The organism is Burkholderia pyrrocinia (assembly GCF_001028665.1).
Lineage (GTDB): Bacteria > Pseudomonadota > Gammaproteobacteria > Burkholderiales > Burkholderiaceae > Burkholderia > Burkholderia pyrrocinia.
In genome coordinates this window covers 65,752-91,312 of sequence record NZ_CP011504.1, presented here as the reverse complement: position 1 = coordinate 91,312, position 25,561 = coordinate 65,752, and the positions used below count along the sequence as shown (strand labels likewise).

The window sequence follows — 25,561 nt, the reverse complement described above, 5'->3', positions numbered from 1 at the left end:
GCCGTCGTCGTCGCCGTCACACAAGGCTTAAGCATGGACAAAGGCATACTCAAGAACGTTTCGATCAATTTCATCGGGCTGATCCTGCCGACCTTCGTGTCGCTGGTGACGGTGCCCGCGTATATCCACGCGCTCGGCGTCGAGCGCTATGGCGTCGTCAGCCTCGTGTGGACGCTGATCGGCTATTTCGGGATCCTCGATCTCGGGATGAGCATGGCCGCGCAGAACCACATCTCGAAGGCGCTTGCGAGCGGCAACGACGACGAAAGCGCACGCGTGTTCTGGAGCGCGTTCTGGCTGAATCTCGGCACCGGCATCGTGGGCGGGCTGCTGATCTATTTCGGCGCGTTCGTCTACACCGCGTATTTCACGAAGGTGTCGGCCGCAATGCAGCACGAGGTGTATCTCGCGCTGCCGTGGCTCGCGCTCGCGATTCCGCTGGCGAATGTGTCGTGGGTGTTCGCCGGCGCGATCAACGGCGCCGAACGGTTCGGCGTGTTCAACACCAACCAGACGATCGGCACGTTCCTGTTCCAATTGCTGCCGCTCGGCGCCGCGTGGTGGATCGCGCCGAACCTGCAGACCGTGCTCGCCGCGGCAGTCGTCGCGCGCCTGGTCGCGGCGGTGATGCTCGGCCACGCCAGCATCAAGGTGCTCGGGATCCGGCGCATCGATCCGCCGCAGTGGGGCACCGCGAAAGGGCTGTTCAACTTCGGCGGCTGGATGCTGATCGCGAGCACGACGAGCATGATCGCGGACACGCTCGATCGCGTGATGCTCGGCGCCGGCATGGGCGCGAAGTTCGTCACCTACTACACGGTGCCGCAGAACCTCGTCACGCGCCTGAACATGCTGCCGAACGCGCTCGTGCGCACGCTGTTTCCACGCCTGTCGGCGGTCGGGCGCGACCACGCCGACACGCTCGCGCGCCAGTCGCTCGAATTCCTGAACGGTGTGTTCACGCCGGTCGGTATCGTCGCGATCTTCGCGCTCGCGCCGTTTCTCACGTTGTGGGTCGGCGCCGATCTCGCCGCGCACTCGGCGCCGGTCGGCCGCGTGCTGGTGATCAGCGTGTGGCTCGTCGGCCAGGCGAGCGTGACGCGCATCCTGATCCAGTCGCAGGTCAATCCGTCCCGCGCGGCGTTCGCCGGGCTCGTCCAGATGCCGTTCTTCGTCGGCGGCCTGTGGTTCGGCATTCATCACTTCGGGCTGATCGGCGCGGCGGTGGTCGTCGCGGCGCGCGCGTTCGTCGACTACGGCGTGCTGCTGTACCTGTCGGCGATCCGGATGCGCGCGATCGTGCTCGACATGCTGGCACACCTGGCCTTCCTGCTCGCGAGCCTGTTTCTCGCGCAGGCGTGGCCGGGGCTCGGCGAATCGATCGGCATGTGCGCGATCGTGCTGCTGCTGAACGTCGCGTGGTCGCTCACGATGACGCCAGGGCTGCGCGCACTCGTGCGCGACCTGTTTGTCCGTCTCAATGCGAGGAAAACCGTATGAATCGCGATCTGGCGGAACACGCCGTTTTGAACCTCGCCACTGCCGATGCGGCCGTGGCCGAAGCGGGCGATGCCGCCGCGCTGCGCCGGGCCATGCCGGCCGAGCGGGCCAGCGCGCGCCAGCCGGCGCGCGCGCTGCGCGTGGCGATCGTCCACGACTGGCTCGTCACCTACGCGGGCGCCGAGCGCGTACTCGAACAGATCGTCGCGTGCTTTCCCGACGCGGACCTGTTCAGCCTCGTCGATTTCCTCGACGACCGCGCGTTCGTGCGCGGCAAGCCGGTGACGACGTCGTTCATCCAGAAACTGCCGTTCGCGCGCACCAAGTACCGCAGCTACCTGCCGCTGATGCCGCTCGCGATCGAGCAGCTCGACGTGTCCGAGTACGACCTCGTGATCTCGAGCAGCCACGCGGTCGCGAAGGGCGTGCTGACGGGACCGGACCAGGTGCACATCAGCTACGTGCATTCGCCGATCCGCTATGCGTGGGACCTGCAGCACCAGTACCTGGAGCAGTCGAACCTCACGCACGGGCCGAAATCGCTGCTCGCGCGGATGATCCTGCACTACATCCGCAACTGGGACACGCGCACCGCGAACGCGGTGGACGGCTTCGTCGCGAACTCCGCGTTCATCGCGCGGCGCATCAAGAAGGTCTATCACCGCGACGCGGCGGTGATCTTCCCGCCGGTCGACGTCGACGGTTTCTCGCTGAACGCGGTCAAGGACGATTTCTACCTGACCGCGTCGCGGATGGTGCCGTACAAGAAGATCGACCTGATCGTCGAGGCGTTCTCGAAGACGCCCGAGCGCAAGCTGGTCGTGATCGGCGACGGCCCCGAGATGCAGAAGATCCGCGCGAAGGCCGGCCCGAACGTCGAGATCATGGGCTACCAGCCGTTCGCGGTGCTGCACGACCGGATGCGGCGCGCGAAGGCGTTCGTGTTCGCGGCCGAGGAGGATTTCGGGATCTCGGTCGTCGAGGCGCAGGCCTGCGGCACGCCGGTGATCGCGTACGGCAAGGGCGGTGCGCTCGAAACCGTGCTCGACCCGCAATCGGGCGCGAACCCGACCGGGCTGTTCTTCGACGAGCAGACGCCGCACGCGATCGTCGCGGCCGTCGACGATTTCGAGCGCGCGCCGCAGCGCTTCACGGCGAACGCATGCCGCGCAAACGCGGAGCGGTTTTCCGCCGACACGTTCCGGCGGCGCTTTCTCGACTATGTCGAGGCCGCGCTGCCCGGCTCGACCGCGCAGCGCGGCACGGCCGTCGCGCCGATGCCGGCCGCGCGCGGCCCGGCGACGCTCGTGCTCGACCAGAGCGGCGTGCTCGGCGGCGCCGAGCTGTCGCTGCTCGAGATCATGAAGCACATGCGCGCGAACGCCGACGTGCTGCTGTTCGACGACGGTCCGTTCCGCGCGGCGCTCGACGAGATCGGTGCGCGCGTCGAGGTGGTCGACCAAGGCGAGCTCGCGGGCGTGCGCAAGCAGGGCGGCGTGTCGGTCGGCGCATTGAAACAGCTCGTGCGGCTCGTGCGCGACGTCGCACGGCGCGCGCGCCGTGCGGAGGTGATCTACGCGAACACGCAGCGCGCGATGGTGGTCGCCGCGCTCGCCGGGCGGCTCGCGCGCAAGCCGGTGGTCTGGCATCTGCGCGACATCGTCAGCACCGACCATTTCGGCAGCAAGCAGTTGCTGGCGATCAAGTACTGCGCGCGACTCGGCGTCACGCGCGTGATCGCGAACTCCGACGCGTCCGCGCAGGCGTTCCGCACGCTGACGGGCTTCACGCCGCAGCACGTCGACGTCGTGTTCAACGGCATTTCGGCCGAGCCGTTCGATGCGCTGGAAGGCGTCAGCCAGGCCGCGCTGCGCGCGCGCCTCGGGTTGCCGCAGGATGCGTGGCTCGTCGGCTCGTTCAGCCGTCTCGCGCGCTGGAAGGGGCAGCACGTGCTGCTGGAGGCCGCCGCGCGGCATCCCGACATGCACGTGGTGCTGGTCGGCGCGCCGCTGTTCGGCGAGGACGAATACGCGGCGCAGCTGCACGAAACCGTCGCGCGGCACGGGATGGACGAGCGCGTGCATTTCCTCGGGTTCCAGCGCGACGTGGCCGCGTGCATGACGGCGGTCGATGTCGTCGCGCATACGTCGATCACGCCGGAGCCGTTCGGGCGCGTGATCGTCGAAGGGATGCTCGCGCGCCGGCCGGTCGTCGCGGCCCGCGCGGGCGGCGTCGTCGAGATCATCGAGGATGGCGACAACGGGCTGCTCTGCGAACCGGGCGATGCGACCGCGCTGGCCAACGCGCTGGACACGCTGAAGCGCGACCGCGCGCTGCGCGAGCGGCTCGTCGCGAGCGGGCGTGCGACGGCGGTGCGCCGGTTCGGCACCGAGACCTACGTGGAGCGGGTCGAGAAGATCCTCGCGGATACGGCGAAGGCCGCGAAGGCGAAGAAGCAGTCGTAGCCGACGGCGCCGGCCGGCGGGAAACGGGCCCTCATGCGGCGTTGCGCTGCGTGGGGGCTTCGTTTTTCAGCGGGCGTGGTTTGGTCGGGCGACTGGCGGGTGGGCTGTTGCGTGCCGTGTCGCCGGTTGCCGGTTCGATCGGGATCGTGCGGCTGACGGGGCTGCAAGGCGCCAGGCGGCGCCGGGACGAATCCGATAGGGGTGGGCCAGGGCAAGTGCATTGCGACCGGACAGGCGGCCGTCACGCGCACCGGCATACAGGGTTGGTTACGTACCCGCCCGACCGGCCGTGCAATCGCGCTTCGGCATGAAAAAGCCCCCGCGCAGCGAGACGTCGCGCGGGGGGGCTCCGGACCAGGACCGGCCGGATCAGGCGGCCCGCTCGGGCTCCGGCGTGACGACGCGGGCGGGGCGCGACGGCTTGAAGCTGGCCGACCACATCATCGCCGGACGTTCGAACATCCGGTAGAACAGGTACGCGACCGGGATTGCCGCGGCCATGAACGCGATCGACGGCCAGATCGACAGTTGCAGTTCGGAGTGGAACAGCACCGAGCCGAGGCAGACGAACAGCGGCAGGTGGATCAGGTACAGCGAGTAGCTGAAGTCGCCGAACCAGCCGAGCACGCGCAGCGGCGGCGTCGGGCGCGGCGGGCGCGCGAGCGCGCGGTACAGGAAGCACGCGAAGCCGGCCGACCACAGCTGGAATGCACCGTACTGGCCGAAATGGAACGCGCCGCAGCCGCCGGCCAGTAGCACGGCGGCCGCGACGTACCACGCACGCGACGGCACGGCGGCCGCGCCGCGCGCCTGCTGCGCGCGCACGTCGGCGATCCATGCGCCGATCGTCCAGGACAGCCAGTACGACGTGAAGAACTGCAGGTCGTGCCGTTCGAGCAGCCACGCCGACGCGACGTTGACGAGCGCGACCGCGGCCACGACGGCCGGCATGCCGATGCGCCGGCGCAGCGCGAACAGCAGCGGATAGATCGCGTAGAACTGCACTTCGAGCGACAGCGTCCACAGCGCGCCGTTCGACCCGTACGTATAGCCGGCGACGCCCTGCAGCGAGAACAGGTTCACGAGGAATGCCGTGATGCCGACGTCGCGGATCTTGTGGCTGACGGGCTCGATCTGCAGGCTGACCGCGTCGAGCGCGAGCGTGAACAGCAGCGCGGCGAGCAGCACCGGGTAGATGCGTGCGAACCGGCGTGCCCAGAAGTTGGGCGCGTCGAGCCGGTAGGCGGGATCGGCCGCGAGCTTGAGCGCCGCGTTGCGGTGGATGCAGTAGCCGCTGATCACGAAGAAGATCGGCACGCCGGCGGAGCCCCACGCGAACGGGAAGGTCAGGTAGCCGACGATCACGCTCGGATCGAGCGCGCGACCGTAAGCATGATGGAAGGTCTGCATGCCGACCCAGACGACCTGGCGGCAGTGGAAATAGGCGACAAGCAGCGCCGCGAAGCCGCGCATCGCGTCGATTACATGTTCCTTGTGATCGGCGACGGGTGGCGCGGTCAGAGACGATCCGCTGAAAGCTTGCATGCGATTCGATTCCTTGCGACGGATGGAGGAGAAGACGGACGAACGGGAAGTCTCATCGTAATGCGCAAGAATTCGATCAATGAATAAAAAAATCTCGCCCGGAAATAACGGAATTCCGCATGATGGTTTTATCGGAGCTCTGAAAGCGGTTCCGCGGGCGCGTCAATTATTTACCGATTTTTTTCTGATAGTTTGAAGCTCCAGTTGATTGATGCAAGGAGCGGCAAGATGGACATGCATTGGATCGCGAGCGCGGCAGTACTGCTGGTCATGGCCGTGCTGTCGGCGTACCGCGAGGCGCTGAAGAACGAGCCGATTCGCCCGGGCCTCGAACGGGGCGGCGTGCCCTATATCGAGGAATTCGATTCGTAAGAATTTGTATCCGGAAAATCGGTAATTTGTTTCTGTTTCGGCACGCGGTCCGGCAATATCGACCGGATTGAAAGGATTATATTTTTTTCGGAATCATTGGGCAATCAGTCCATATCGAAAATGAGCGGAGCGGAATTGGCAGTGCCGTCGATTCTCGATATGCCGTTCGGAACACAATCGCGCCGGGTCGCAGGTCGACGCGGCGCAGTCAACGCAATCAGGATGCGAACATGTTGAAAGTCACCAAGGCCGTGTTCCCCGTTGCCGGTCTCGGCACGCGGTTCCTCCCGGCAACGAAGGCGAGCCCGAAGGAAATGTTGCCCGTCGTCGACAAGCCGCTGATTCAGTACGCGGTCGAGGAAGCGATCAACGCCGGTATCACCGAGATGATCTTCGTCACCGGGCGCAGCAAGCGCGCGATCGAGGATCACTTCGACAAGTCGTACGAGATCGAGGCCGAACTCGAGGCGCGCGGCAAGGAAAAGCTGCTCGAACTCGTGCGCGGCATCAAGCCGAGCAACGTCAACTGCTTCTACGTGCGCCAGCCGGAAGCGCTCGGCCTCGGCCATGCGGTGTTGTGCGCGGAAAAGCTCGTGCACGGCGAGCCGTTCGCGGTGATTCTCGCCGACGACCTGCTGCACGGCGAGCAGCCGGTGCTCAAGCAGCTCGTCGACGTGTTCGACCACTATCACAGCTCGGTGATCGGGGTCGAGACGATCCCGCGCGAGGACAGCCGCTCGTACGGCGTCGTCGAAGGCCGCGAATGGGAAGAGGACATCATCAAGCTGTCGGGCATCATCGAGAAGCCCGCGCCCGAGGATGCGCCGTCGAATCTCGGCGTGGTCGGCCGTTACGTGTTCATGCCGACGATCTTCGATCACCTGCGCAAGCTCAAGCCGGGCGCAGGCGGCGAACTGCAACTGACCGACGCGGTCCAGACGCTGCTCGCGAACGAGCAGGTGCTGGCATACCGCTACTACGGCACGCGTTTCGACTGCGGCAGCAAGATCGGTTATCTCAAGGCAACCGTCGAGCTCGCGCTCCAGCATCCGGAAGTGAGCCGCGAATTCGAGGCGTACCTGCGTACCTGCTTGCCCGCGCTGGCTGCTGTCGCGTAAGCAGCCGCGCGCTCCGTTGTTTCAGGTGGTGGTTGTTCCGTTGGCCCCGGCCGCTCAGGCGCCGGGGCTTTTTTGCATTTCCCGGTGCGCGATCGTGGTGCGTGCGGCCGGCTTGTCGGGTTGTTCTGGTCGAATGGAAGCGCGTGCCGTGCGTGGAGCGGGGCGCCCCCGCGCGGTCCGGCGTCACGCTTGAAACCGGTGCCGAAGCGCTCGTCCGGGTGAGCGCTCCGGCGGTGTCTTTGCGTGGTGCATGTCGACGTTCGCACGGGCGCCGGTTTCGCCGGGGTGGAGCGATGAAGCAGCGCCGCGGCGCGTCAGTTTTTCGACGCTGCCTGTATCGAGGCTTTCCCGCGCATTTCCCGTTCGGTATTTTCCGCTTCCACTTCCGCTTCCGCTTCCGCGTGACGCTCAACGCGCCGACGTGCTCGGCCGCGCGTCGAAGTGCCGGGCCAGCATCGCGGCGATCGGCTTCTTGAAGTCGAGCAGCCTTTTTTCGAGATATCGCCAGGACAGGTGCGCGAGCAGCACGGCGAGCGCGAATTGCAGCATCTCGGGCAGCGCTTCGCGGACGATTTCCGGCATCGGCACGTGCGCGACGAGCGCGGGCATCACGCCGAAGCGCGTCGGAATCAGGTTGTGGAACAGGTAGAAGCCGTAGCTGATCGTGCCGAGATAGGCGAGCGGCGCCCAGTCGAGCAGCGCCACGACGGGATGCTCGGGTTCGCTGACGATCCACAGCATCAGCGCGCCGAGCGACGCGGACAGGCCGAGATCCGCGAGCCCCGCAACGGCGTCGGGCAGCGCCGTGCACGCGGGCAGCGCGAGGAAGAACACGACGCCTGCCGCGCCGAGCCAGCCGGGTGGAATGCCGCGTACGGCGGCCGGGCCGTGATCGGCGAGCGCGATCGCGCCGACGCCGCCGAGCGCGATCAGTGCGAAATTCCACGGGGAAAACGCGTAGATCAGCACCGGCGACGCGTCGGACAGGTAGAGCGCGAGATGCGCGAGCGCGCACAGCGCGACGGCTGCGATGCCGAGCGCGACGTGCCGCGCGGCGGGCACCGCGAGCAGCGCGAGCGGTGCGATCAGATAGAACTGCTGCTCAACCGCGAGGCTCCAGAAGTGCGACGTGGAGCCCGGCCAGCCGTCCTTGACGACGCCGATCCAGTAATTCGACAGGAATACCGCGTGCCACGCGAGCCCGAGGTTGACGCCGCGCTGGTAGAAGAGCGCATGCGCGATCGCGAGCGCGGCGAGCAGCAGGTAGTACACGGGGAAGATCCGCAGCGCGCGCTTCGCGAGGAACAGCGCGAGCGCGTGGCGGCGCGTCATGGTGGCGCACTCGAGCGCCTGGCGGTTGCGATGCAGCTCGCCGACGATCAGGAATCCGCTGATGAGGAAAAACGTCCACACGCCAAGCTTGCCGACGTCGACGGCAAGCACGTGGCCTTTGTGGGACAGGAAAACGAGGATGACGGCGATGGCTCGCAGGCCGTCGAGTCCTTTGACGTATCTGGATTCGCGCATGGAGGCATCCGGGCATTGAGCGAGCCCAGTATAGGTGCGCAAATATCGAACGTAATTCACGTTCGGGCGCGTACGTGAAGGCGTTTTTTGACGTTCGAGCGTCGTTGAAGTCGGTCGCGCGCAACAAAACCTGCGGGAAACCCCGCGAAAACGCATAAAAGTACTGCACGAAGCGTCAAGGCGCTTGTAGAATCCGGCGTTGAAGCGCGCGCATTGCACGCTTCGTGTATCCAACGAACGACCACACCTGGTAGGAGAAACATGGCGACTTCCGCAAAAAAGGTGGCCAAGAAGGCTGCCGCCGCACCGGCCAAGAAAGTGGCTGCTAAGAAAGTAGCGCCCGCGAAGAAAGTAGTGGCCAAGAAGGCCGCCGTCGCGAAGGCGCCCGCTGCTCCGGCGCCGCTGAAGGACAAGTTCACGAAGGCATCGCTCGCAACGCACATCGCTGAGCGCGCAGCCGTGGAAGTGAAGGCGGTCAAGGCAGTGCTCGCCGCACTCGAGAACGTCGTGCTGGGCTCGGTCCACAAGAAGGGCGCAGGCGAGTTCACGCTGCCGGGTCTGCTGAAGATCACGGCACAAGTCGTGCCGGCGAAGAAGAAGCGCTTCGGCAAGGATCCGTTCACGGGCGAAGAGCGTTGGTTCCCGGCGAAGCCGGCCAGCGTGCGCGTGAAGGCACGTGCGCTGAAGAAGCTGAAGGACGCGGCAGCGTAATGCCGCGCAACGGCTGCCGACTGCATGTCGGCAGCCGTTGCAATGTCCTGCGATCCCCGTACGCGAAAGCGTGCGGGGATTTTTATTGCGCTGCGCAAATCGTGCGGCAGCGAAAGTGCGAAGCGGCGGCGACGTGCGGTTCGATGCGTGGCGCGCGACACGCGACACGCGACACGCGACACGCGACGCGTGGCGAATGGCGAATGGCGAATGGCGAATGGCGTGCCGCGCATGCGCAATGCCGAACGGCGAATCTTCATTCGCGCGGGCCGTTGTTCCGTCGCCGCCCGTCGCGCTCGTCGCTTCCGCTGCGCCTGCTGCGCCTGCTGCGCACATTGCGCCCGTCGCGTGCGCATCGTGAGGCCCACGCATCGTGACTGAATTCGTCCCGCCCGAGATCGCCGGACAGGTTGCCGCCGCGCGTGCAGCGATCGAGCGGCATCTCGGTGCGACGCTGGATGCAATCCACCTGTTCGGCTCGTCGCTCGACGGCGGCTTGAAACCTCGCAGCGACATCGACCTGCTGGTGACGGTGGCGGCGCGGCCCGGCGAAACGACGCGGCGCGCGCTGATGCTCGACCTGCTCGCTGCGTCGTCGCCGCCCGGTTGTGCGGATGGCATGCGCCCGCTGGAGGTCACCGTCGTCGTGCGCGGCGACGTGGTGCCGTGGCGTCATCCGGCGCGACGCGAACTGCAGTTCGGCGAGTGGCTGCGCCGCGATCTCGAAGCCGGCATCGTCGAACCGGCGCACGCCGATCACGATCTGGCGATCCTGTTGACGAAGGCGCGGCAGCACAGCGTCGTGCTGGTCGGGGCGCCTGCGAACGAGTTGTTCGAGCCGGTGCCCGAGCGCGACTTCGTCGCCGCGCTTCTCGCTACCGTTGCACAGTGGAACGCCGAACCGGACTGGCACGGCGACGAGTGCAACGTGGTACTCGCGCTCGCGCGCATCTGGTACAGCGCGGAAACCGGCAGGATCGCGCCCAAGGACGTCGCCGCGGCATGGGTGCTGGAGCGCCTGCCGGACGCGTACCGGCGGGTTGTGGCGGCGGCTCGCGCCGCCTATCTCGGTGGCGAAGCGGGCGCGGCGATCCTGTCGGGCGAACCCCTCGCCGCGTTCATCGGCTACGCGCGGCGGGCCGTCGAATCGATGCTGTCGGCATAGCGGCGGATGCCACGGTGCACACGATCGGTTTGCAGGCCGGCATACCGTGGACCATGAGCGCTTTCGCAGCCGCCGCACGCGCAAGCGGCCGATCCGGGCGCTCGCGGGCGACTCGCGACGCGCTTGACCGGCGTGCCGTCACGCATCCGCAGCGCGACGCGCTTCGTCAACCCGCCGTGCCCGCATAGGCAGCCTTCAGCGCGGCGTCGTCGAACTTGGTCATCTGCATCATCGCTGCGGCCACGCGTGCCGCCTTGGCCGCGTCGCGATCGGCCATCATCGGGATGAGCGCTTCCGGAACGATCTGCCACGACACGCCGTAGCGGTCTCTGAGCCAGCCGCAGCCGTCGGCCGTGCCGCCGTTGTCGAGCAGGGCGCTCCAGTAGCGGTCGAGTTCCGCCTGGTCGGCGCAACTGACCAGCAGCGAGATCGCATGATTGAACGTCTCCGTGCGCGGGTGACTCATCGCGATGAACGGCTGCCCGAACAGTTCGAACTCGACCATTCGCGTACCGTCGGTGCCGGACACCGACGTGACGCGCACGACGTGCGAATCCGGAAAGATGCCTGCATAGAAGGCTGCTGCTTCTTCGGCTTCCGTCGAGTACCAGAGAAAAGGCGTGATCTTCTGAATCGTCATGGCGAATCTCCTGTCCGTATTGATCGGGGCGTAGACCGCGTGCCGCTATCGATACGACGGACGACGGCCGCCGAAATCGACACGCGGGGGGAATCGACGTCGCGCCGGGTGAGCGGCGCCGACAGTGCGGATGGTAGTCGCCTGGAGGAAAGACGGCGACCTGCCCGGAGATCCGGAATTGGCGTTTGCGATGCTTTGCAGCGGCCAAGTGCCGCTGCCGGCCCGCCGACGTGCGTCGGCACCGGCTTCGTTCGCCGGCCCGTGCAGGCGCTGCGGGCGCGCGGGAGACGGACGAAAAAAAAGCCAGCCACGGCCGAAACCGGGGCTGGCTTTCCAGTTCGACGGCAAGGCGTCGGAGACGCCATGCACGCCGGATACATCGTTTTTAGAACTTGTGGCGCAGGCCGAGAGCGACCAGTTCCTGCGACTTCGTGCCGCCGTAGCCGTACGAGCCGATCGATGCCTGTGCGGTTTGCGTCGTTGCGCCGTCGACGCGTTGCGTGCCGCTGGCGTGCTGGTAGCCGCCGATCAGGTAGACGTCCGTGCGCTTCGACAGCGAGTAGTCCGCGCCCAGCGAAACCTGGTGATACTTCGCGTCCGTATCGCCGCTCGCCTTCGTGTATGCGTAGCCGAGGCCCAGCAGCAGCGCCGGCGTTGCCTGGTAGTTCACGAATGCGCGGCCGGTGTTGAACTTCTCGGTGGTCGTGAATGCCGACAGGCCGTCCGCCTTGTACTGCGAGTTGCTGTAGCCGAGGCCGAACGTCACCGGGCCGATTGCGTACTGGCCGGCAACTTGCGCGATGTTGATCGCCTTCGCCGTTGCGTATGCGCCGACGATCGGGTTGTTCGAGACGTCGAGGCCGGTAGCCGTCGGGCTCGTCCAGCCGCCCGTGCCGTTCGAGGCGATCGTGCGATCGCTGCCGTTCTGCACGCGCAGGAAGCCTGCCGCGATACCGATCGGGCCATTGTTGTAGGCTGCGGCTGCACTCCACGTCTGGCCTTGGCCCGGATGGCCGGCAACGCCGCCCAGCGCATACATGCCTTCGACCTGGAAGCCTGCGAAGACCGGCGACACATACTTGATCGCGTTGTTGACGCGGATGCTGTTGTCGTTGTTGTCGACGTCGCCCGGCGTGGCCATGATGCTGCCGAAATAGTTGTCACCCGTCACGGCCTGAACCATGTCGACCGTCGGGTCGTACTGGCGACCCAACGTCAGCGTACCGTACTGGGCGTGGTCCAAACCGACATACGACTGACGGCCGAACATGCGGCCACCTTGGTTGAGCTTGCCCGTGCCGACGTCAAAACCGTTTTCCAACTGGAAGATTGCCTTCAGGCCGCCACCCAGATCTTCCGTACCCTTCAAGCCCCAGCGCGGACCTTGCAGGTTACCCGACAGCATTTGCCACGAGTTGATGGCCTGACCGCTGTTGCCATGGACAAATGCGATCGACGTATCGATCACGCCGTACAGCGTCACGCTCGACTGAGCCTGGGCAGCGCCAGCGGCGCCCAGCAGGGCGAGCGAGAGGGTCGAGAGAGCGAGTTTCTTCATCGTTGAGTTTCTCCACGCAAGTGATTCATCGTTATTTGTTGCGGATTGGAGAATAGCTCAGTGCCATAGACGCAAGAAAGCTTAAAAAATAAAGTGTCTCGAAAAGGTAACAGCGTCAAAAAGTCTATATATATCAAGCACATCAACGACCGTTCCTATTTTTGAAATAGTTGACAGTTGCTGCGGTGCGATTGTTTCAATGTTTGGTGCGCATCGCGGCATGCGCCCCGTTTCGGCCGGCTGGAGCCGCGAAATGAGGGCGAGCAAACGTTTGCAGTTGCAGCTTCGAGCGCGGCGATGTGCCAAGAACGCGTCGACGCCGCGCGAATGCGCGGCGGACTGCGTGGTTGACGGGAGTCTGGCGGGTGTGGGAGAGGCAACTTCGCGGCGCGCGCGATGGCAGTGCGCAGCCGCTTTGCGGAGGAGGCAGGTGAATCAGTCGCCGCGCGAGCGATCGGTTTGAGCGGGGACGGCCGATGCGGTGCCGGCGGGCCGATGCGCGTTGCCGCGGGCCGCCGCGAATTCCGCGCCGAGCAGCAGCACGATCGCGGAGAAGTACAGCCACATCAACAGGACCGCGAACGATCCGGCCGCGCCGAACGCACTGGCCGTGCCCGCATGCGCGAGATACAGCGCGAACAGCTTCTTGCCGCCGGAGAACAGGATCGCGGACACGATGCCGCCGACCGCGGCGTCGCGCCACGCGACGCGTGCGTCGGGCAGGAACTTCATCAACGCGGCGAATGCGGCCGCGAGCACCGCGATGCCGACGAAGAACTGCACGAGGTTCGTGACGACGACATACGGCGAATTGCCCAGCAGCCAGGTGCCGACGAACGTGATCGCGGTGTCGAGCACGAGCGACACGATCAGCAGGAACGCGACGCCGAGCACGAGCCCGAACGAGATCAGCCGCACGCGCACGAGCCCGAGCATGCTCGACCAGCGGTTTTCGGTAGCCGGCCAGATCACGCTGAGCGCGGTGCTGAGCGACGCGAACGTGGCCGACGCGCCGATCGCGAGCGCGGCGAACGAGATCAGCGTCGCGAGGCCGCCGCGCTCGCCCGCGCGGTGCGCGTTCTGCACGATCGTCTGGATGCTGGCCGCCGCGTCGTTGCCGATCAACTGGTGCGCCTGTTCGAACACCTGGCCGCGCGCGGCGTCGTCGCCGTAGAACCAGCCGGCCACCGCGATCACCATCACGAGCATCGGCGCGAGCGAGAACGCGGAGAAAAACGCGATGCCCGCGGCCATCGCGGAGCAGCGGTCGGACGAGAAGCGCTTGAATGCGGTGAGGGCCCAGTTGGCCTGTCGTTGGGCGAGGCGGGTCGCCTCGGTGGTGATCTGTCGTTTCATGAGGGTTCGGTCGGGATGCCGTGCGGCGGTCACCATTCGTAATCGGACAATTCAGCATTGATCCGAAGATTCGAACATAGTTGCGCGGACTGTCTATAATTCCTTTCAGTTTCCTCACCCCCACAATAACGCCGAGACCACCATGCTACAAATGTCCCGGCGCCAGTTCCTGAAGGTGACGGCCACGTCGCTTGCCGGATCGAGTCTTGCCCTGATGGGCTTTTCTCCATCCGAAGCGCTTGCCGAAGTCCGACAGTACAAGCTGGCGCGCACAGTCGAAACGCGCAACACCTGTCCTTACTGTTCAGTGGGTTGCGGCATCCTCATGTACAGCCTCGGAGACGGCGCGAAGAATGCGAAGCCGAGCATCATCCACATCGAGGGCGATCCCGACCATCCCGTCAATCGCGGCACGCTGTGCCCGAAGGGCGCGAGCCTGATCGACTTCATCCACAGCCCGAACCGCCTGACGCACCCCGAATACCGGGCGCCCGGCTCGGACAAGTGGGAACCCATCTCGTGGAACGACGCGCTCGACCGCATCGCGAAGCTGATGAAGGCCGACCGCGACGCGAACTTCGTCGAGACGGCGGAAGACGGCGCGAAGGTCAACCGCTGGCTCACGACCGGCATGCTGGCCGCATCGGCGGGCAGCAACGAGGTCGGCTACCTGACGCACAAGGCTGTCCGCAGTCTGGGGATGCTCGTATTCGACAATCAGGCGCGTGTCTGACATGGCCCGACGGTGGCAGGTCTTGCCCCGACGTTTGGCCGTGGAGCGATGACGAACCATTGGGTCGACATCAAGAACGCGGACGTGATTCTCGTGATGGGCGGCAATGCAGCCGAGGCCCATCCGTGCGGTTTCAAGTGGGTAACGGAGGCGAAGGCGCACCGCAAGGCGCGGCTGATCGTCGTCGACCCGCGCTTTACGCGTACGGCCTCGGTGGCCGACTACTATGCGCCGATTCGCACCGGCACCGACATCGTCTTCCTGGGCGGCGTCATCAACTATCTGCTGACGAACGACAAGATCCAGCATGAGTATGTGAAGAACTACACGGACTTCGCGTTCATCGTGCGCGAGGATTTCGCGTTCAACGACGGCATCTACTCCGGCTATGACGCGGAGAAGCACGCGTACCCGGACAAATCGAGCTGGGACTACGAGCGCGGCGACGACGGTTTCGCGAAGGTCGACCCGACGCTGCAGCATCCGCGCTGCGTGTACAACCTGCTGAAGCAGCACTACGCGCGCTATACGCCGGACATGGTCCAGCAGACCTGCGGCACGCCGAAGGAGAAGTTCCTGAAGGTGTGCGAGATGCTCGCGACCACGGCCGTGCCCGGCCGCGCCGGCACGATCCTGTACGCGCTCGGCTGGACCCACCACTCGATCGGCGCGCAGATGATCCGCACCGGCGCGATGGTGCAGCTGCTGCTCGGCAATATCGGCATCGCCGGCGGCGGGATGAACGCGCTGCGCGGCCACTCGAACATCCAGGGGCTGACCGACCTCGGGTTGATGTCGAACCTGCTGCCGGGCTACATGACGCTGCCGATGCAGGCCGAGCAGGATTTCGACGGCTACATCAAGAAGCGCACGCAGCTGCCGCTGCGGCCGAACCAGTTGAGCTACTGGAAGAACTACAAGGCGTTCCACGTCAGCTTCATGAAGTCGTGGTGGGGCGATGCGGCCACCGCCGAGAACAACTGGGGCTACGACTACCTGCCGAAGCTGGACAAGCAGTACGACCTGCTACAGGCGATCGAGCTGATGAATGCCGGCAAGATGAACGGCTACATCTGCCAGGGCTTCAACCCGCTCGCGGCGGCGCCGTCGAAGGTGAAGACGGCCGCGGGGCTCGCGAAGCTGAAGTGGCTCGTGATCATGGATCCGCTCGCGACCGAGACGTCCGAGTTCTGGAAGCATCACGGCGACTACAACGACGTCGATGCGTCGAAGATCCAGACCGAGGTGTTCCGTCTGCCGACCACGTGCTTTGCGGAGGAAAACGGCTCGCTCGTGAGTTCGAGCCGCGTGCTGCAATGGCACTGGAAGGGCGCGGAGCCGCCGGGCGACGCGAAGAGCGATCTCGAGATCATGTCGGGGCTGTTCCTGCGCATGCGCAAGATGTACCAGACGGACAGCGGCAAGTATCCCGACCCGATCGTGAACCTGACCTGGCCGTACGCGAACCCGGAAAGCCCGACGCCCGAAGAGCTCGCGATGGAGTTCAACGGCAAGGCGCTCGCCGATCTGCCCGATCCGAAGGACCCGACCAAGACGCTCGTGAAGAAGGGCGAGCAGCTCGCCGCGTTCGCGCAATTGAAGGACGACGGTACTACCGCGAGCGGCTGCTGGATCTTCTGCGGCGCATGGACGCAGGCCGGCAACCAGATGGGGCGGCGCGACAACTCGGATCCGACCGGCATCGGCCAGACGCTGAACTGGGCGTGGGCCTGGCCGGCGAACCGGCGGATTCTGTACAACCGTGCATCGTGCGACGTGAGCGGCAAGCCGTTCGACCCGACCCGCAAGCTGATCGGCTGGAACGGCAAGGCGTGGGCGGGCCCCGATATCCCGGACTTCAAGGCGGACGAACCGCCCGAGAACGGGATGGGGCCGTTCATCATGAACCCGGAAGGCGTCGCGCGCTTCTTCGCGCGGGCGGGGATGAACGAAGGTCCGTTCCCCGAGCACTACGAGCCATTCGAGACGCCGATCGGCACGAACCCGCTGCACCCGAACAACCCGCAGGCGCTGAACAACCCGGCCGCCCGCGTGTTCCCGGACGACCGCGCGTCGTTCGGCAAGGCGCCGGAGTTCCCGCACGCCGCGACGACTTACCGCCTGACCGAGCACTTCCACTACTGGACCAAGCATGCGCGGCTGAACTCGATCATCCAGCCCGAGCAATTCGTCGAGATCGGCGAAGACCTCGCGAAGGAAGTCGGCGTTGCGCATGGCGAACGCGTGAAGGTGTCGTCCAAGCGCGGCTACATCATCGCGGTCGCGCTCGTCACGAAGCGGATCAAGCCGCTGACGGTCGACGGCAAGAAGGTCCAGACGGTCGGCATCCCGTTGCACTGGGGCTTCAAGGGTCTGACGAAGCCCGGCTATCTCGCCAATACCCTGACTCCGTCCGTGGGTGACGGCAACTCGTACACACCGGAATTCAAGTCGTTCCTGGTGAAGGTCGAAAAGGCGTAAGGGGAAAGAGATGGCATTGCAATCGCTGGATATCAAGCGCGTCTCGGCCACCACGACGCCACCGCCCACGGTGCGCGAACCGGTGACCGGGAGCGTCGCGAAGCTGATCGACGTATCGAAGTGCATCGGCTGCAAGGCATGCCAGACGGCGTGCATGGAGTGGAACGACCTGCGTGACGAAGTCGGCACCAACGTCGGCGTGTACGACAACCCGGCCGACCTGTCGGAGCACTCGTGGACGGTGATGCGGTTCTCCGAATACGAGAACCCGGCCGGCGACCTCGAATGGCTGATCCGCAAGGACGGCTGCATGCACTGCGAGGATCCCGGCTGCCTGAAGGCGTGCCCGTCGCCGGGCGCGATCGTGCAGTACAACAACGGGATCGTCGATTTCCACGAGGAGAACTGCATCGGTTGCGGCTATTGCGTGACCGGCTGCCCGTTCAACGTTCCGCGGATCTCGAAGAAGGATCATCGCGCGTACAAGTGCACGCTCTGTTCCGACCGCGTCGCGGTCGGCCAGGAACCGGCCTGCGTGAAGACCTGCCCGACGGGCGCGATCGTGTTCGGCACCAAGGAGGACATGAAGCAGCACGCGGCCGAGCGGATCGAGGACCTCAAGGAGCGCGGCTTCGAGCATGCGGGGCTGTACGACCCGCAGGGCGTCGGCGGCACGCACGTGATGTACGTGCTGCACCATGCCGATAAACCGTCGCTGTACCACGGGCTGCCCGACAACCCGTCGATCAGCCCGATGGTGAAGCTGTGGAAGGGCATCGCGAAGCCGCTCGCGGTCGCCGGCATCGCGCTGACGGCGCTTGCCGGGTTCTTCCATTACGTCAGGGTCGGTCCGAACGAGGTGAGCGACGACGAGGAATCGGCTGCGCGCGACGAGGCGCGACGCATCAAGGAGGACGCGAAATGAAGCACGACGACCCCAACCTGATCGTCCGCTACTCGGCGAACGAGCGCACGAACCACTGGATCACCGCGATCACGTTCGTGCTGCTCGCGCTGTCCGGGCTCGCGCTGTTTCATCCGTCGATGTTCTGGCTGACTGCGCTGTTCGGTGGCGGCCAGTGGACGCGGATCCTGCATCCGTTCGTCGGCCTCGTGATGTTCGTGTCGTTCGCGATCCTGGTCGTGCGCTTCTGGCACCACAACGCGCTCGACGCGGACGACCGGCAGTGGCTGAAGCAGATCGGCGACGTGCTGACCAACCAGGAAGACAAGCTGCCGCCCGTCGGTCGCTATAACGCCGGGCAGAAGCTGCTATTCTTTACGTTGGTGGCGTGCCTGCTGTTGCTCCTGCTGTCGGGGGTCGTGATCTGGCGGCGCTACTTCTCGTTCTACTTCCCGATCGGGGTGATCCGCGCGGCCGCTGTCGTGCATGCCGTGGCGGCCTTCGTGCTGATCGCGAGCATCATCGTGCACATTTACGCGGCGTTGTGGGTGAAGGGCTCGATCGGCGCGATGGTGCGTGGCACCGTCACGCTGGGCTGGGCTCGCAAGCATCACCCGAAGTGGTTCCGTGAAAGCGTGAAATAACGCACCGGAGCGGGGCGGTTCGCCGGTCGCGGCGGGCCGCCCCGTCAGCCGTCGGAACTGCCTGAAGCGCCGATCCGTCGGCGCTTGTTTATTTGGAACATATCTCTGTGACACAACGCATTCTCGAACCGACCGAGATCTCGGCACTCGATCATTCGGCCATTCCGCGCTTTCGCCTGCCGGAGCGCGCCACCGCGTTCTCGGCGCGCGCCGCGCGGCTGCGCAAGCTCGCCGACCTGAACCCGATCAGCGGCTACCTGCGGCTGATGGCCACCGTCGCCGATGCGCAGCACGCGACGCTGCAGACGCTGGAGCTGCCGCTGCCGTCGCAGGAAGCGATCGCACGCGCACAGCAGCATTCGATGCCGCTCGTGCCGGCGCTCGACGGCGAGCGCGATCCGCGCTGGCGCGCCGTGCTGCACGAACTGCTCGACCGCGTCGAAGGCGCCGGGCTCGTCAACCCGTCGCTCGCGAAGCTGCTCGACCGGCTGCGCCTGATGGCGCCGGCCGAACTCGACGCGCAGGCCGACGCGATCCTCGCGCTGCGCTTCGCCGAGGTCGACCCGGCCACCGCGCCGTTCCTGATGGCCGCGCTGCAGGTCGTGTGGACCGATCTCGCCAGCCGCGTGACGCCGGCCGACGTCCCGTATCTCGACCAGCCGGGGCTGTGCCCGGTGTGCGGCACGCATCCGGTCGCGAGCGTCGTGCGGGTCGGCGGCCAGTTCCAGGGCTACCGTTTCCTGCAATGCGGGCTGTGCACGACCGAGTGGCACATGGTGCGCACGAAGTGCTCGCACTGCGATTCGACGAAGGGTATCGCGTACCACGGGATCGAGGGCGGCAGCGAAGCCGTCAAGGCCGAATCGTGCGACGAGTGCAAGACCTATCGCAAGATCGGCTACCAGGAGAAGGACTACGAGTTCGAGCCGCTGGCGGACGATCTCGCGAGTCTCACACTCGACCTGCTGATGAACGAGGCCGGGTACCAGCGCAGTTCGCCGAACCCGCTGCTGTGGCCGGATGTCTCGCGGGAAGCGGATTGACGGCATGGGGCCGGGGACGGTGCGCGAGCGCCGGCTTCGGCCGACTGCGAAGCATGAGACTGGAGCCACTACTACGTGACCGAACCGGGTGTGAATGAACTGAATGCGGTGCTGGCGCGCGTGCCGTCGGTCGAGCGCGTGCTGTCGTCGGCACCGCTGCAACCGCTGCTTGCCGACTATGGACGTACGCGCGTGCTGAACGCCGTGCGCGCCGAACTCGAACGCTGGCGTACCGCCGCGCAGCACGATCCGGCGGCGGCCGAGCCGCTCGACGAGCCGCGCATCGCCGCGGCCGTCGCGCGCACGCTGACTGCGCAGAGCGCGGGCGCCGTACGCGCGGTGTTCAACCTGACCGGCACCGTGCTGCATACGAACCTCGGGCGCGCGCTGTTGCCCGACGACGCGGTGCGCGCGGTGGTCGACGTGCTGACGCAGCCCGTCAACCTCGAATTCGATCTTGCCACGGGCCGCCGCGGCGATCGCGACGACCTGATCGACGATCTGCTGTGCGAACTGACGGGCGCGGAAGCGGCGACCGTCGTCAACAACAATGCGGCGGCCGTGCTGCTGACGCTGTCGGCGCTCGCGTCGAAGCGCGAAGTCGTCGTGTCGCGCGGCGAACTGGTCGAGATCGGCGGCGCATTCCGCATTCCCGACATCATGAGTCGCGCCGGCGCCAGGTTGCGTGAGGTCGGCACGACCAACCGTACCCATCTGCGCGACTACGCGGACGCAATCGGCCCGCGCACCGCGCTGCTGATGAAGGTGCACTGCAGCAACTACGCGATCAGCGGCTTCACGAAGGAGGCGACGCTCGCCGAACTCGCGCCGCTCGCGCGCGAGCACGGGCTGCCGGTCGCCGTCGATCTCGGCAGCGGTACGCTCGCCGACCTGTCGTTATGGGGGCTGCCGCACGAGACGACCGTGCAGGAAACCGTCGCCGCCGGCGCAAACGTTGTCACCTTCAGCGGCGACAAACTGCTCGGCGGGCCGCAGGCCGGCCTGATCGTCGGCGATCGCGCACTGATCGCGAAGATCAAGAAACATCCGCTCAAGCGCGCGCTGCGCGTCGGCAAGCTGACGCTCGCGGCACTCGAGCCCGTGCTGCGTCTCTACCAGGCACCCGAATTCCTGCGCGACCGGCTCACGACGCTGCGCCTGCTGACGCGTCCGCAGCGCGAGATCGCCGAGGCCGCCGAGCGCGTGCGCCCGGTGCTGCAAGCTGCGCTCGGCAGCGGTTTCGACGTGACGGTCGAACCGATGTTCAGCCAGATCGGCAGCGGCGCGCTGCCGGTCGACCAGTTGCCGAGCGCCGGGCTCGTCGTGCGCACGCCCGATGGCAAACGCGGCGGCCGCGCGCTTGCGCAGCTCGAGAAACGGCTGCGCGAATGGCCACGCCCGGTGATCGGCCGCATCGCCGACAACGCATTGAGGCTCGACTTGCGCTGCCTCGAAGCCGCCGACGAAGCGGCATTCGTCGCGCAATGCGTGCCGTCCGCGGGGCCCGCTGCATGATCGTCGGTACCGCGGGGCACATCGATCACGGCAAGACGACGCTTGCGCGGGCGCTGACGGGCGTCGATACCGACCGGCTGAAGGAAGAGAAGGCGCGCGGCATCTCGATCGAGCTCGGCTACGCGTACACGCCGCTCGAGAACGGCGACGTGCTCGGCCTGATCGACGTGCCGGGCCACGAGAAGCTGATTCACACGATGGCGGCCGGCGCGTGCGGGATCGACTTCGCGCTGCTCGTGATCGCCGCCGACGACGGCGTGATGCCGCAGACGCGCGAGCATCTCGCGATCCTGCAACTGCTCGGCGTCACGCATGGCGCGGTCGCGCTGACGAAGTGCGATCGTGTCGACGCCGTGCGCGTCGACCAGGTGCGCGACGAGATCGCCGCATGGCTGCACGACTCGACGCTGGCCGGCGCGCCGATCTTCGAAACCCGTGCTACGGCTGTGGATGATGCGGGTGTCGCCGCGTTGAAGCGTCACCTGGCCGACGCGGCGATCGCGTGGCGCGCGCGCCGCGACGACGGCCTGTTCCGGCTCGCGGTCGATCGCGTGTTTACGCTTGCAGGGCAGGGGACCGTCGTGACCGGCACCGCGTTCGCGGGCCGCGTCGCGACGGGCGACACGCTCGCGATCGTGCGCACGGGCGGCGCGGCGCGTGTGCGCAGCATCCATGCGCAGAACCGGCCGGTCGAGGCCGGCCGCGCGGGCGAGCGTTGCGCACTGAACCTGGCCGGCGTCGACAAGGCCGACGTCGAGCGCGGCGATACCGTCGCCGATGCGCGGCTCGCCGCGACGTCGCCGCGCGTGGACGTCGAGTTGACGCTGCTCGCGGACGCCGGGTTGACGCTGACGCACTGGGCGCCGCTGCACGTGCATCTCGGCACGCTGCATCGCGTCGCGCATGTCGCGCTGCTCGACGGCGATACGCTCGCGGCCGGCCAGCGGATGCGCGTGCAACTGGTATTCGACGAACCGGTGTTTGCGCTGCCGGGCGACCGGTTCATCGTCCGCAATCCGCAGGCGACGCGTACTGTCGGCGGCGGTCGCGTGCTCGATCCGTTCGGGCCGGCGCGCAAGCGCCGCACGCCCGCGCGCCGTGCGTGGCTCGATGCGCTCGCCGCGTGGCTCGACGACCGGCGCCTCGAGGCGCTGCTCGCGCAGGCGCCGCTCGGCATTCCGCGCACGATGCTCACGCATCTCACCGGTTTCGCGCCCGATGCGCTCGCGTTGCCTGACGAAGCGCTGGCGATCGGCCAGCGCGATGCCGCGTCGAACGACGGCGCGGTGATTTCGTATGCGCACTGGCGCGCGCTGCAGACGCGCGCGATCGATACGCTGCATGCGTATCACGAGCGCATGCCCGACGAGCAGGGGCTCGACGCCGCGCGCCTGCGGCGGATGGCTGCGCCGCTTGCCGGCGATGCGTTGTGGCGTGCGCTCGTCGATGCGCTGGTGTCCGGCGGCGAAGTCGCGCGAAGCGGGCCGTGGCTGCATCTGCCGTCGCATTCGGTGAGCCTCGATTCGCGTGAGGAAGCGCTGGCGCAGCAACTGCTGCCGCTGATTCATGCGGGCCGCTTCGATCCGCCGTGGGTGCGCGACCTGGCCCGCGACACGGGCGCGGCCGAGGACGCGGTGCGCACGCTGCTGCGCAAGCTCGCGCGGCGCGGTAACGTGCACCAGGTCGTGCGCGACCTGTTCTATCACGCGGATGTCGTCCGCGAGCTGGCGGAACTGGTTGCGCATCTCGCGCCTTCGCGCGGCGGCGGGCTCGATGCCGCGACGTTTCGCGACGCGACGGGGCTCGGCCGCAAGCGCGCGATCCAGATTCTCGAGTTCTTCGATCGGGTTGGGTATACTCGCTTCCACCGCGATCTTCACTTCCTGCGGCCTGACAGCGGTTGGGTGGGTACTCAGGCGTAGGCGCTCGTTGTTCTTTTGGTTCTTTTCTCCACGGAAGGCATTCGTATCCGGTGGTACGGCCGGGCTTCAAACCCGGTTGGGGGTGTCAGACACTCCCGGGTCGGTTCGACTCCGGCTGCCTTCCGCCATCCCGTTTTCTTGCGAATTGGCGTGCTTCGGATGGCGCGCACTTGCGCTGCGGGCCGACGCTGCACAGCGGCCGTGACCGGGCAAACTTGATCGGGAAAAGCACTGAACGTTTGCGATTTTTTTCCGGGCTATAGTGGAACTACTGGGGGTAGACGCGGCGCTAATCGCCGATACCGGCCAGGTAATGACTGTAGACGGGTGCTGCATGAAAAATAAAATCGAAAGGACCGCCGGACCGGTCTGGGGTGTGGCTGCAGGATTGCTTCTCGCTGCCGCAGGACTGAGTCTCGGCATCTTCCCGACGTCCCTGCACGGCTCGGGAACCGCAAACGACTTCATGGCGTCCGGTGCCGCGATGCTGGGCATCTTCCTCGTCGTCTATTCCGCGCACGAGTTACGAAGAAGGCGCGCGCACTGAGCGGTCGCGCGGCGCCGATCCACCAACAACGACACGAGCCGTCGCCGGCTCGGGTGTGCGCTCGTCGTCGATGTGGACGAGCCCCACGGGATTTCGTGCGGGCTACGACTTGCGGATTTCGTGGTGATGGACGAGTTCGACGATTCGCTTCGTCGGGATGCTCGTGCGCAATTCGTCGACGCCGTCGATGGGAAACCACCGGCATTTCTCGATCTCGTTGTTCGGTTGCGGCGTGTGGTCCGGGCCGACTTCCGCGAAGAACACGTGATGTGCCTTCGCGAGCCCGGTGAATTGCATCGAGTAAACGAGATGCTGGCCGACCAGGCCGGTTTCTTCGCACAACTCGCGATGCGCGGCTTCGAGCGGCGTTTCCGCGCGCTTGATCGTGCCGCCGGGCAGCGCCCAGCGCGACGACGCGCGCGCGACGAGCAACACCTGGCCGTCGCGGTAGCAGACGATCGTCGCCCGTTCTTTGATGGCTACTTCGGTCGATTGTGGGGAACTCATGGGCTCGGGGGCGTGGACACTGGCGTGATTCTAGCCAGCGCTTATCACGGTGCCAAGACGGCATCGGCCGGAACCGCTCGATCGTATGGAAACCGGTTACGTCCAGGGTGACGTAGGCGAGCACCTGGAACCGTCGGGAACGGATGCAAGACAAACCCGGGCGATCGGCACCGCAATTGCACCGATCGATAAGTCAAAGCTGCTCGCAACGTGCGAATTGCCGACGAATCGGCTGGAAAAGCAGCGTTTACAGGCGGATTCGCCCGGCTGTCGGGGCGCATACTTGAGGCCCAATGACCAGACCGGACACGGCGATGACTACCCTAAGCATGCAAACGATCGCTTGCGGCAAGACCATTCAGGTAGCGCTGATGACCGATGCCGGAACGGCCAGCATTTTCGTGATGAACAATGACGACGGTTCCCATCAGCCACAGATCATGAAGGTCCGCCAGTACCTCGATGCCGGCATGACGGATGGCGATGTCGTCCGCCATGTGTTGAATATCGTTGTGGCTTCGATCGAGCGGCGTGGCCAGCTGTGGGCTCACTGAACTTCTTCCGGGCGGTCGTCTGCACAGGTCGTGCGCCGCTGCGGTTTGCTCGAAAGGGGATTCGGTCAGGATGGCGAAACGCACACGACGCAGGTGCAATGCCTGCGATCGGATCGGAAGCAATCAGCAATCGCATCTGCCTGTCGAACGGGGTGTGAGCCGCGACGTGGCGATGCGTTGAGCGCGACTGCGCGGTGGATGCCGACGATCGAACGCAGGCGCGATCGCGGCCATTGCCGCCGTTACGCATTTGCACGCACGACAGGACTTCCACGAAGTTCGCAGGCTCGAGTGTCGGGCCTGGCGGCGCGCTACCCCCTGGGGTGTTTCATCTCCTCGGCTTCCATTGCCGCGTTTCGTTCCTCACTCGCGGAAACAGGTTCCATGGCATCGTCGATCGAGGCCAATGCATACTCGCAGGCCAGCTTCGTTTCCTCGATGTCGGCGTCAGGTTCCTCATCGTCGTTGGGAGGGGGATCGAGCATGTCCCTGAGCATCGTCGCCAGTTCCGGGGTGTCCCATGGTTCGCCCCGTTGTTCCTTTTTCTTGATGTAGTGGCGGATTTCCGCATCCTGTTCGGGTGTCAGTGGAAGGTGCCGAAAGGTGCTGTTTGGGTTGGCATCGATCATGATGTTGCTCCGAAGTCCGGCAGGGTCCCGGTTTGGCTGCTTCCCGGGTGCATACATGCCGGAAAAACGTTAAGGATGACGGACCGACTCGCGAGTGAGGCCGGTTCAAAGCGACTCGCGCGACG

At 66.0% G+C, this 25,561-nt stretch carries 21 protein-coding genes and 1 tRNA gene; 15 read left to right on the top strand and 7 right to left on the bottom strand.

Features of this window, described 5'->3' with window-relative positions; genetic code table 11:
• Nucleotides 1–33 precede the first annotated feature (33 nt).
• Together ABD05_RS16770 and ABD05_RS16765 are read left to right on the top strand one after the other, a co-directional pair.
• Nucleotides 34–1,500, top strand: a complete 1,467-nt coding sequence (locus tag ABD05_RS16770; protein ID WP_047901326.1) for an oligosaccharide flippase family protein — start codon at nucleotides 34–36, stop codon at nucleotides 1,498–1,500.
• Nucleotides 1,497–3,965 carry a glycosyltransferase family 4 protein gene (locus ABD05_RS16765; protein WP_047901325.1) on the top strand — a complete coding sequence of 823 codons (2,469 nt, stop codon included), beginning with the start codon at nucleotides 1,497–1,499 and terminating at the stop codon, nucleotides 3,963–3,965. The genes ABD05_RS16770 and ABD05_RS16765 overlap by 4 nt, the downstream gene beginning before the upstream one ends.
• Nucleotides 3,966–4,334: 369 nt before the next feature.
• Here the strand turns inward: ABD05_RS16765 and ABD05_RS16760 are convergent, their stop codons facing one another.
• Nucleotides 4,335–5,510, bottom strand: a complete 1,176-nt coding sequence (locus ABD05_RS16760) for an acyltransferase family protein (protein ID WP_047901324.1) — start codon at nucleotides 5,508–5,510, stop codon at nucleotides 4,335–4,337.
• A gap of 228 nt (nucleotides 5,511–5,738) precedes the next feature.
• On the opposite strand from ABD05_RS16760, the gene ABD05_RS38620 reads away from it, so the two are divergent.
• Both ABD05_RS38620 and galU read left to right on the top strand, forming a co-directional pair.
• Nucleotides 5,739–5,882 (top strand): hypothetical protein, encoded by a 144-nt coding sequence (locus ABD05_RS38620; protein WP_167347851.1) that lies wholly within the window; start codon nucleotides 5,739–5,741, stop codon nucleotides 5,880–5,882.
• A 230-nt stretch (nucleotides 5,883–6,112) separates the two neighbouring features.
• The gene (gene galU, locus ABD05_RS16755) at nucleotides 6,113–7,000 is read left to right on the top strand and encodes a UTP--glucose-1-phosphate uridylyltransferase GalU (RefSeq protein WP_047901323.1); all 888 of its coding nucleotides are present in this window, start codon (nucleotides 6,113–6,115) and stop codon (nucleotides 6,998–7,000) included.
• Nucleotides 7,001–7,408: 408 nt separating this feature from the next.
• On the opposite strand, the gene ABD05_RS16750 is transcribed toward galU, so the two are convergent.
• Nucleotides 7,409–8,527: an acyltransferase family protein gene (locus ABD05_RS16750; RefSeq protein ID WP_047901322.1), complete on the bottom strand. Its 1,119-nt coding sequence runs from the start codon at nucleotides 8,525–8,527 to the stop codon at nucleotides 7,409–7,411.
• 261 nt (nucleotides 8,528–8,788) lie between these two features.
• On the opposite strand from ABD05_RS16750, the gene ABD05_RS16745 reads away from it, so the two are divergent.
• Together ABD05_RS16745 and ABD05_RS16735 are read left to right on the top strand one after the other, a co-directional pair.
• Nucleotides 8,789–9,238 carry an HU family DNA-binding protein gene (locus tag ABD05_RS16745; protein ID WP_047901321.1) on the top strand — a complete coding sequence of 150 codons (450 nt, stop codon included), beginning with the start codon at nucleotides 8,789–8,791 and terminating at the stop codon, nucleotides 9,236–9,238.
• A gap of 373 nt (nucleotides 9,239–9,611) precedes the next feature.
• The gene (locus ABD05_RS16735; RefSeq protein WP_047901319.1) at nucleotides 9,612–10,403 is read left to right on the top strand and encodes an AadA family aminoglycoside 3''-O-nucleotidyltransferase; all 792 of its coding nucleotides are present in this window, start codon (nucleotides 9,612–9,614) and stop codon (nucleotides 10,401–10,403) included.
• Between the two features lie 166 nt (nucleotides 10,404–10,569).
• Here ABD05_RS16735 and ABD05_RS16730 read toward each other — a convergent pair whose 3' ends face one another.
• The 3 genes from ABD05_RS16730 to ABD05_RS16720 all read right to left on the bottom strand — a co-directional run bounded on the left by ABD05_RS16730 (nucleotide 10,570) and on the right by ABD05_RS16720 (nucleotide 13,957).
• On the bottom strand, nucleotides 10,570–11,043 hold the full coding sequence (locus tag ABD05_RS16730; protein ID WP_047901318.1) for a VOC family protein: 474 nt from the start codon (nucleotides 11,041–11,043) through the stop codon (nucleotides 10,570–10,572).
• 385 nt (nucleotides 11,044–11,428) lie between these two features.
• Nucleotides 11,429–12,601 carry a porin gene (locus ABD05_RS16725; protein ID WP_047901317.1) on the bottom strand — a complete coding sequence of 391 codons (1,173 nt, stop codon included), beginning with the start codon at nucleotides 12,599–12,601 and terminating at the stop codon, nucleotides 11,429–11,431.
• Nucleotides 12,602–13,036: 435 nt separating this feature from the next.
• Nucleotides 13,037–13,957 carry a YihY/virulence factor BrkB family protein gene (locus tag ABD05_RS16720; RefSeq protein WP_047903601.1) on the bottom strand — a complete coding sequence of 307 codons (921 nt, stop codon included), beginning with the start codon at nucleotides 13,955–13,957 and terminating at the stop codon, nucleotides 13,037–13,039.
• A gap of 142 nt (nucleotides 13,958–14,099) precedes the next feature.
• Here ABD05_RS16720 and fdnG point away from each other — a divergent pair, with 142 nt between their 5' ends.
• From fdnG to ABD05_RS16675, 8 genes are all read left to right on the top strand, one after another.
• A complete protein-coding gene (gene fdnG / locus ABD05_RS16710) occupies nucleotides 14,100–17,171 on the top strand; it encodes a formate dehydrogenase-N subunit alpha (protein ID WP_082146140.1) in 3,072 nt (1,023 codons plus the stop codon).
• A 10-nt stretch (nucleotides 17,172–17,181) separates the two neighbouring features.
• The gene (gene fdxH, locus ABD05_RS16705) at nucleotides 17,182–18,096 is read left to right on the top strand and encodes a formate dehydrogenase subunit beta (RefSeq protein WP_047901314.1); all 915 of its coding nucleotides are present in this window, start codon (nucleotides 17,182–17,184) and stop codon (nucleotides 18,094–18,096) included.
• On the top strand, nucleotides 18,093–18,719 hold the full coding sequence (locus ABD05_RS16700; protein ID WP_039370262.1) for a formate dehydrogenase subunit gamma: 627 nt from the start codon (nucleotides 18,093–18,095) through the stop codon (nucleotides 18,717–18,719). The genes fdxH and ABD05_RS16700 overlap by 4 nt, the downstream gene beginning before the upstream one ends.
• Nucleotides 18,720–18,826: 107 nt before the next feature.
• On the top strand, nucleotides 18,827–19,762 hold the full coding sequence (gene fdhE / locus ABD05_RS16695) for a formate dehydrogenase accessory protein FdhE (protein ID WP_175804803.1): 936 nt from the start codon (nucleotides 18,827–18,829) through the stop codon (nucleotides 19,760–19,762).
• Between the two features lie 75 nt (nucleotides 19,763–19,837).
• Complete coding sequence (gene selA / locus ABD05_RS16690) at nucleotides 19,838–21,277, top strand: L-seryl-tRNA(Sec) selenium transferase (protein ID WP_047901312.1); 1,440 nt, start codon at nucleotides 19,838–19,840, stop codon at nucleotides 21,275–21,277.
• Nucleotides 21,274–23,199: a selenocysteine-specific translation elongation factor gene (gene selB, locus ABD05_RS16685; protein WP_047903600.1), complete on the top strand. Its 1,926-nt coding sequence runs from the start codon at nucleotides 21,274–21,276 to the stop codon at nucleotides 23,197–23,199. The genes selA and selB overlap by 4 nt, the downstream gene beginning before the upstream one ends.
• Nucleotides 23,200–23,231: 32 nt before the next feature.
• A tRNA-Sec gene (locus ABD05_RS16680) sits at nucleotides 23,232–23,327 on the top strand.
• 206 nt (nucleotides 23,328–23,533) lie between these two features.
• The gene (locus ABD05_RS16675; RefSeq protein ID WP_047903599.1) at nucleotides 23,534–23,746 is read left to right on the top strand and encodes a hypothetical protein; all 213 of its coding nucleotides are present in this window, start codon (nucleotides 23,534–23,536) and stop codon (nucleotides 23,744–23,746) included.
• A gap of 102 nt (nucleotides 23,747–23,848) precedes the next feature.
• Here the strand turns inward: ABD05_RS16675 and ABD05_RS16670 are convergent, their stop codons facing one another.
• A complete protein-coding gene (locus ABD05_RS16670) occupies nucleotides 23,849–24,253 on the bottom strand; it encodes an NUDIX hydrolase (protein WP_047901311.1) in 405 nt (134 codons plus the stop codon).
• Between the two features lie 314 nt (nucleotides 24,254–24,567).
• Between ABD05_RS16670 and ABD05_RS16665 the strand changes: the two genes are divergently transcribed.
• Nucleotides 24,568–24,807, top strand: a complete 240-nt coding sequence (locus ABD05_RS16665; RefSeq protein WP_047903598.1) for a hypothetical protein — start codon at nucleotides 24,568–24,570, stop codon at nucleotides 24,805–24,807.
• Between the two features lie 311 nt (nucleotides 24,808–25,118).
• On the opposite strand, the gene ABD05_RS16660 is transcribed toward ABD05_RS16665, so the two are convergent.
• Nucleotides 25,119–25,436, bottom strand: coding sequence for a hypothetical protein (locus ABD05_RS16660; RefSeq protein ID WP_047903597.1), 318 nt, complete (start codon nucleotides 25,434–25,436; stop codon nucleotides 25,119–25,121).
• Nucleotides 25,437–25,561: the final 125 nt, after the last annotated feature.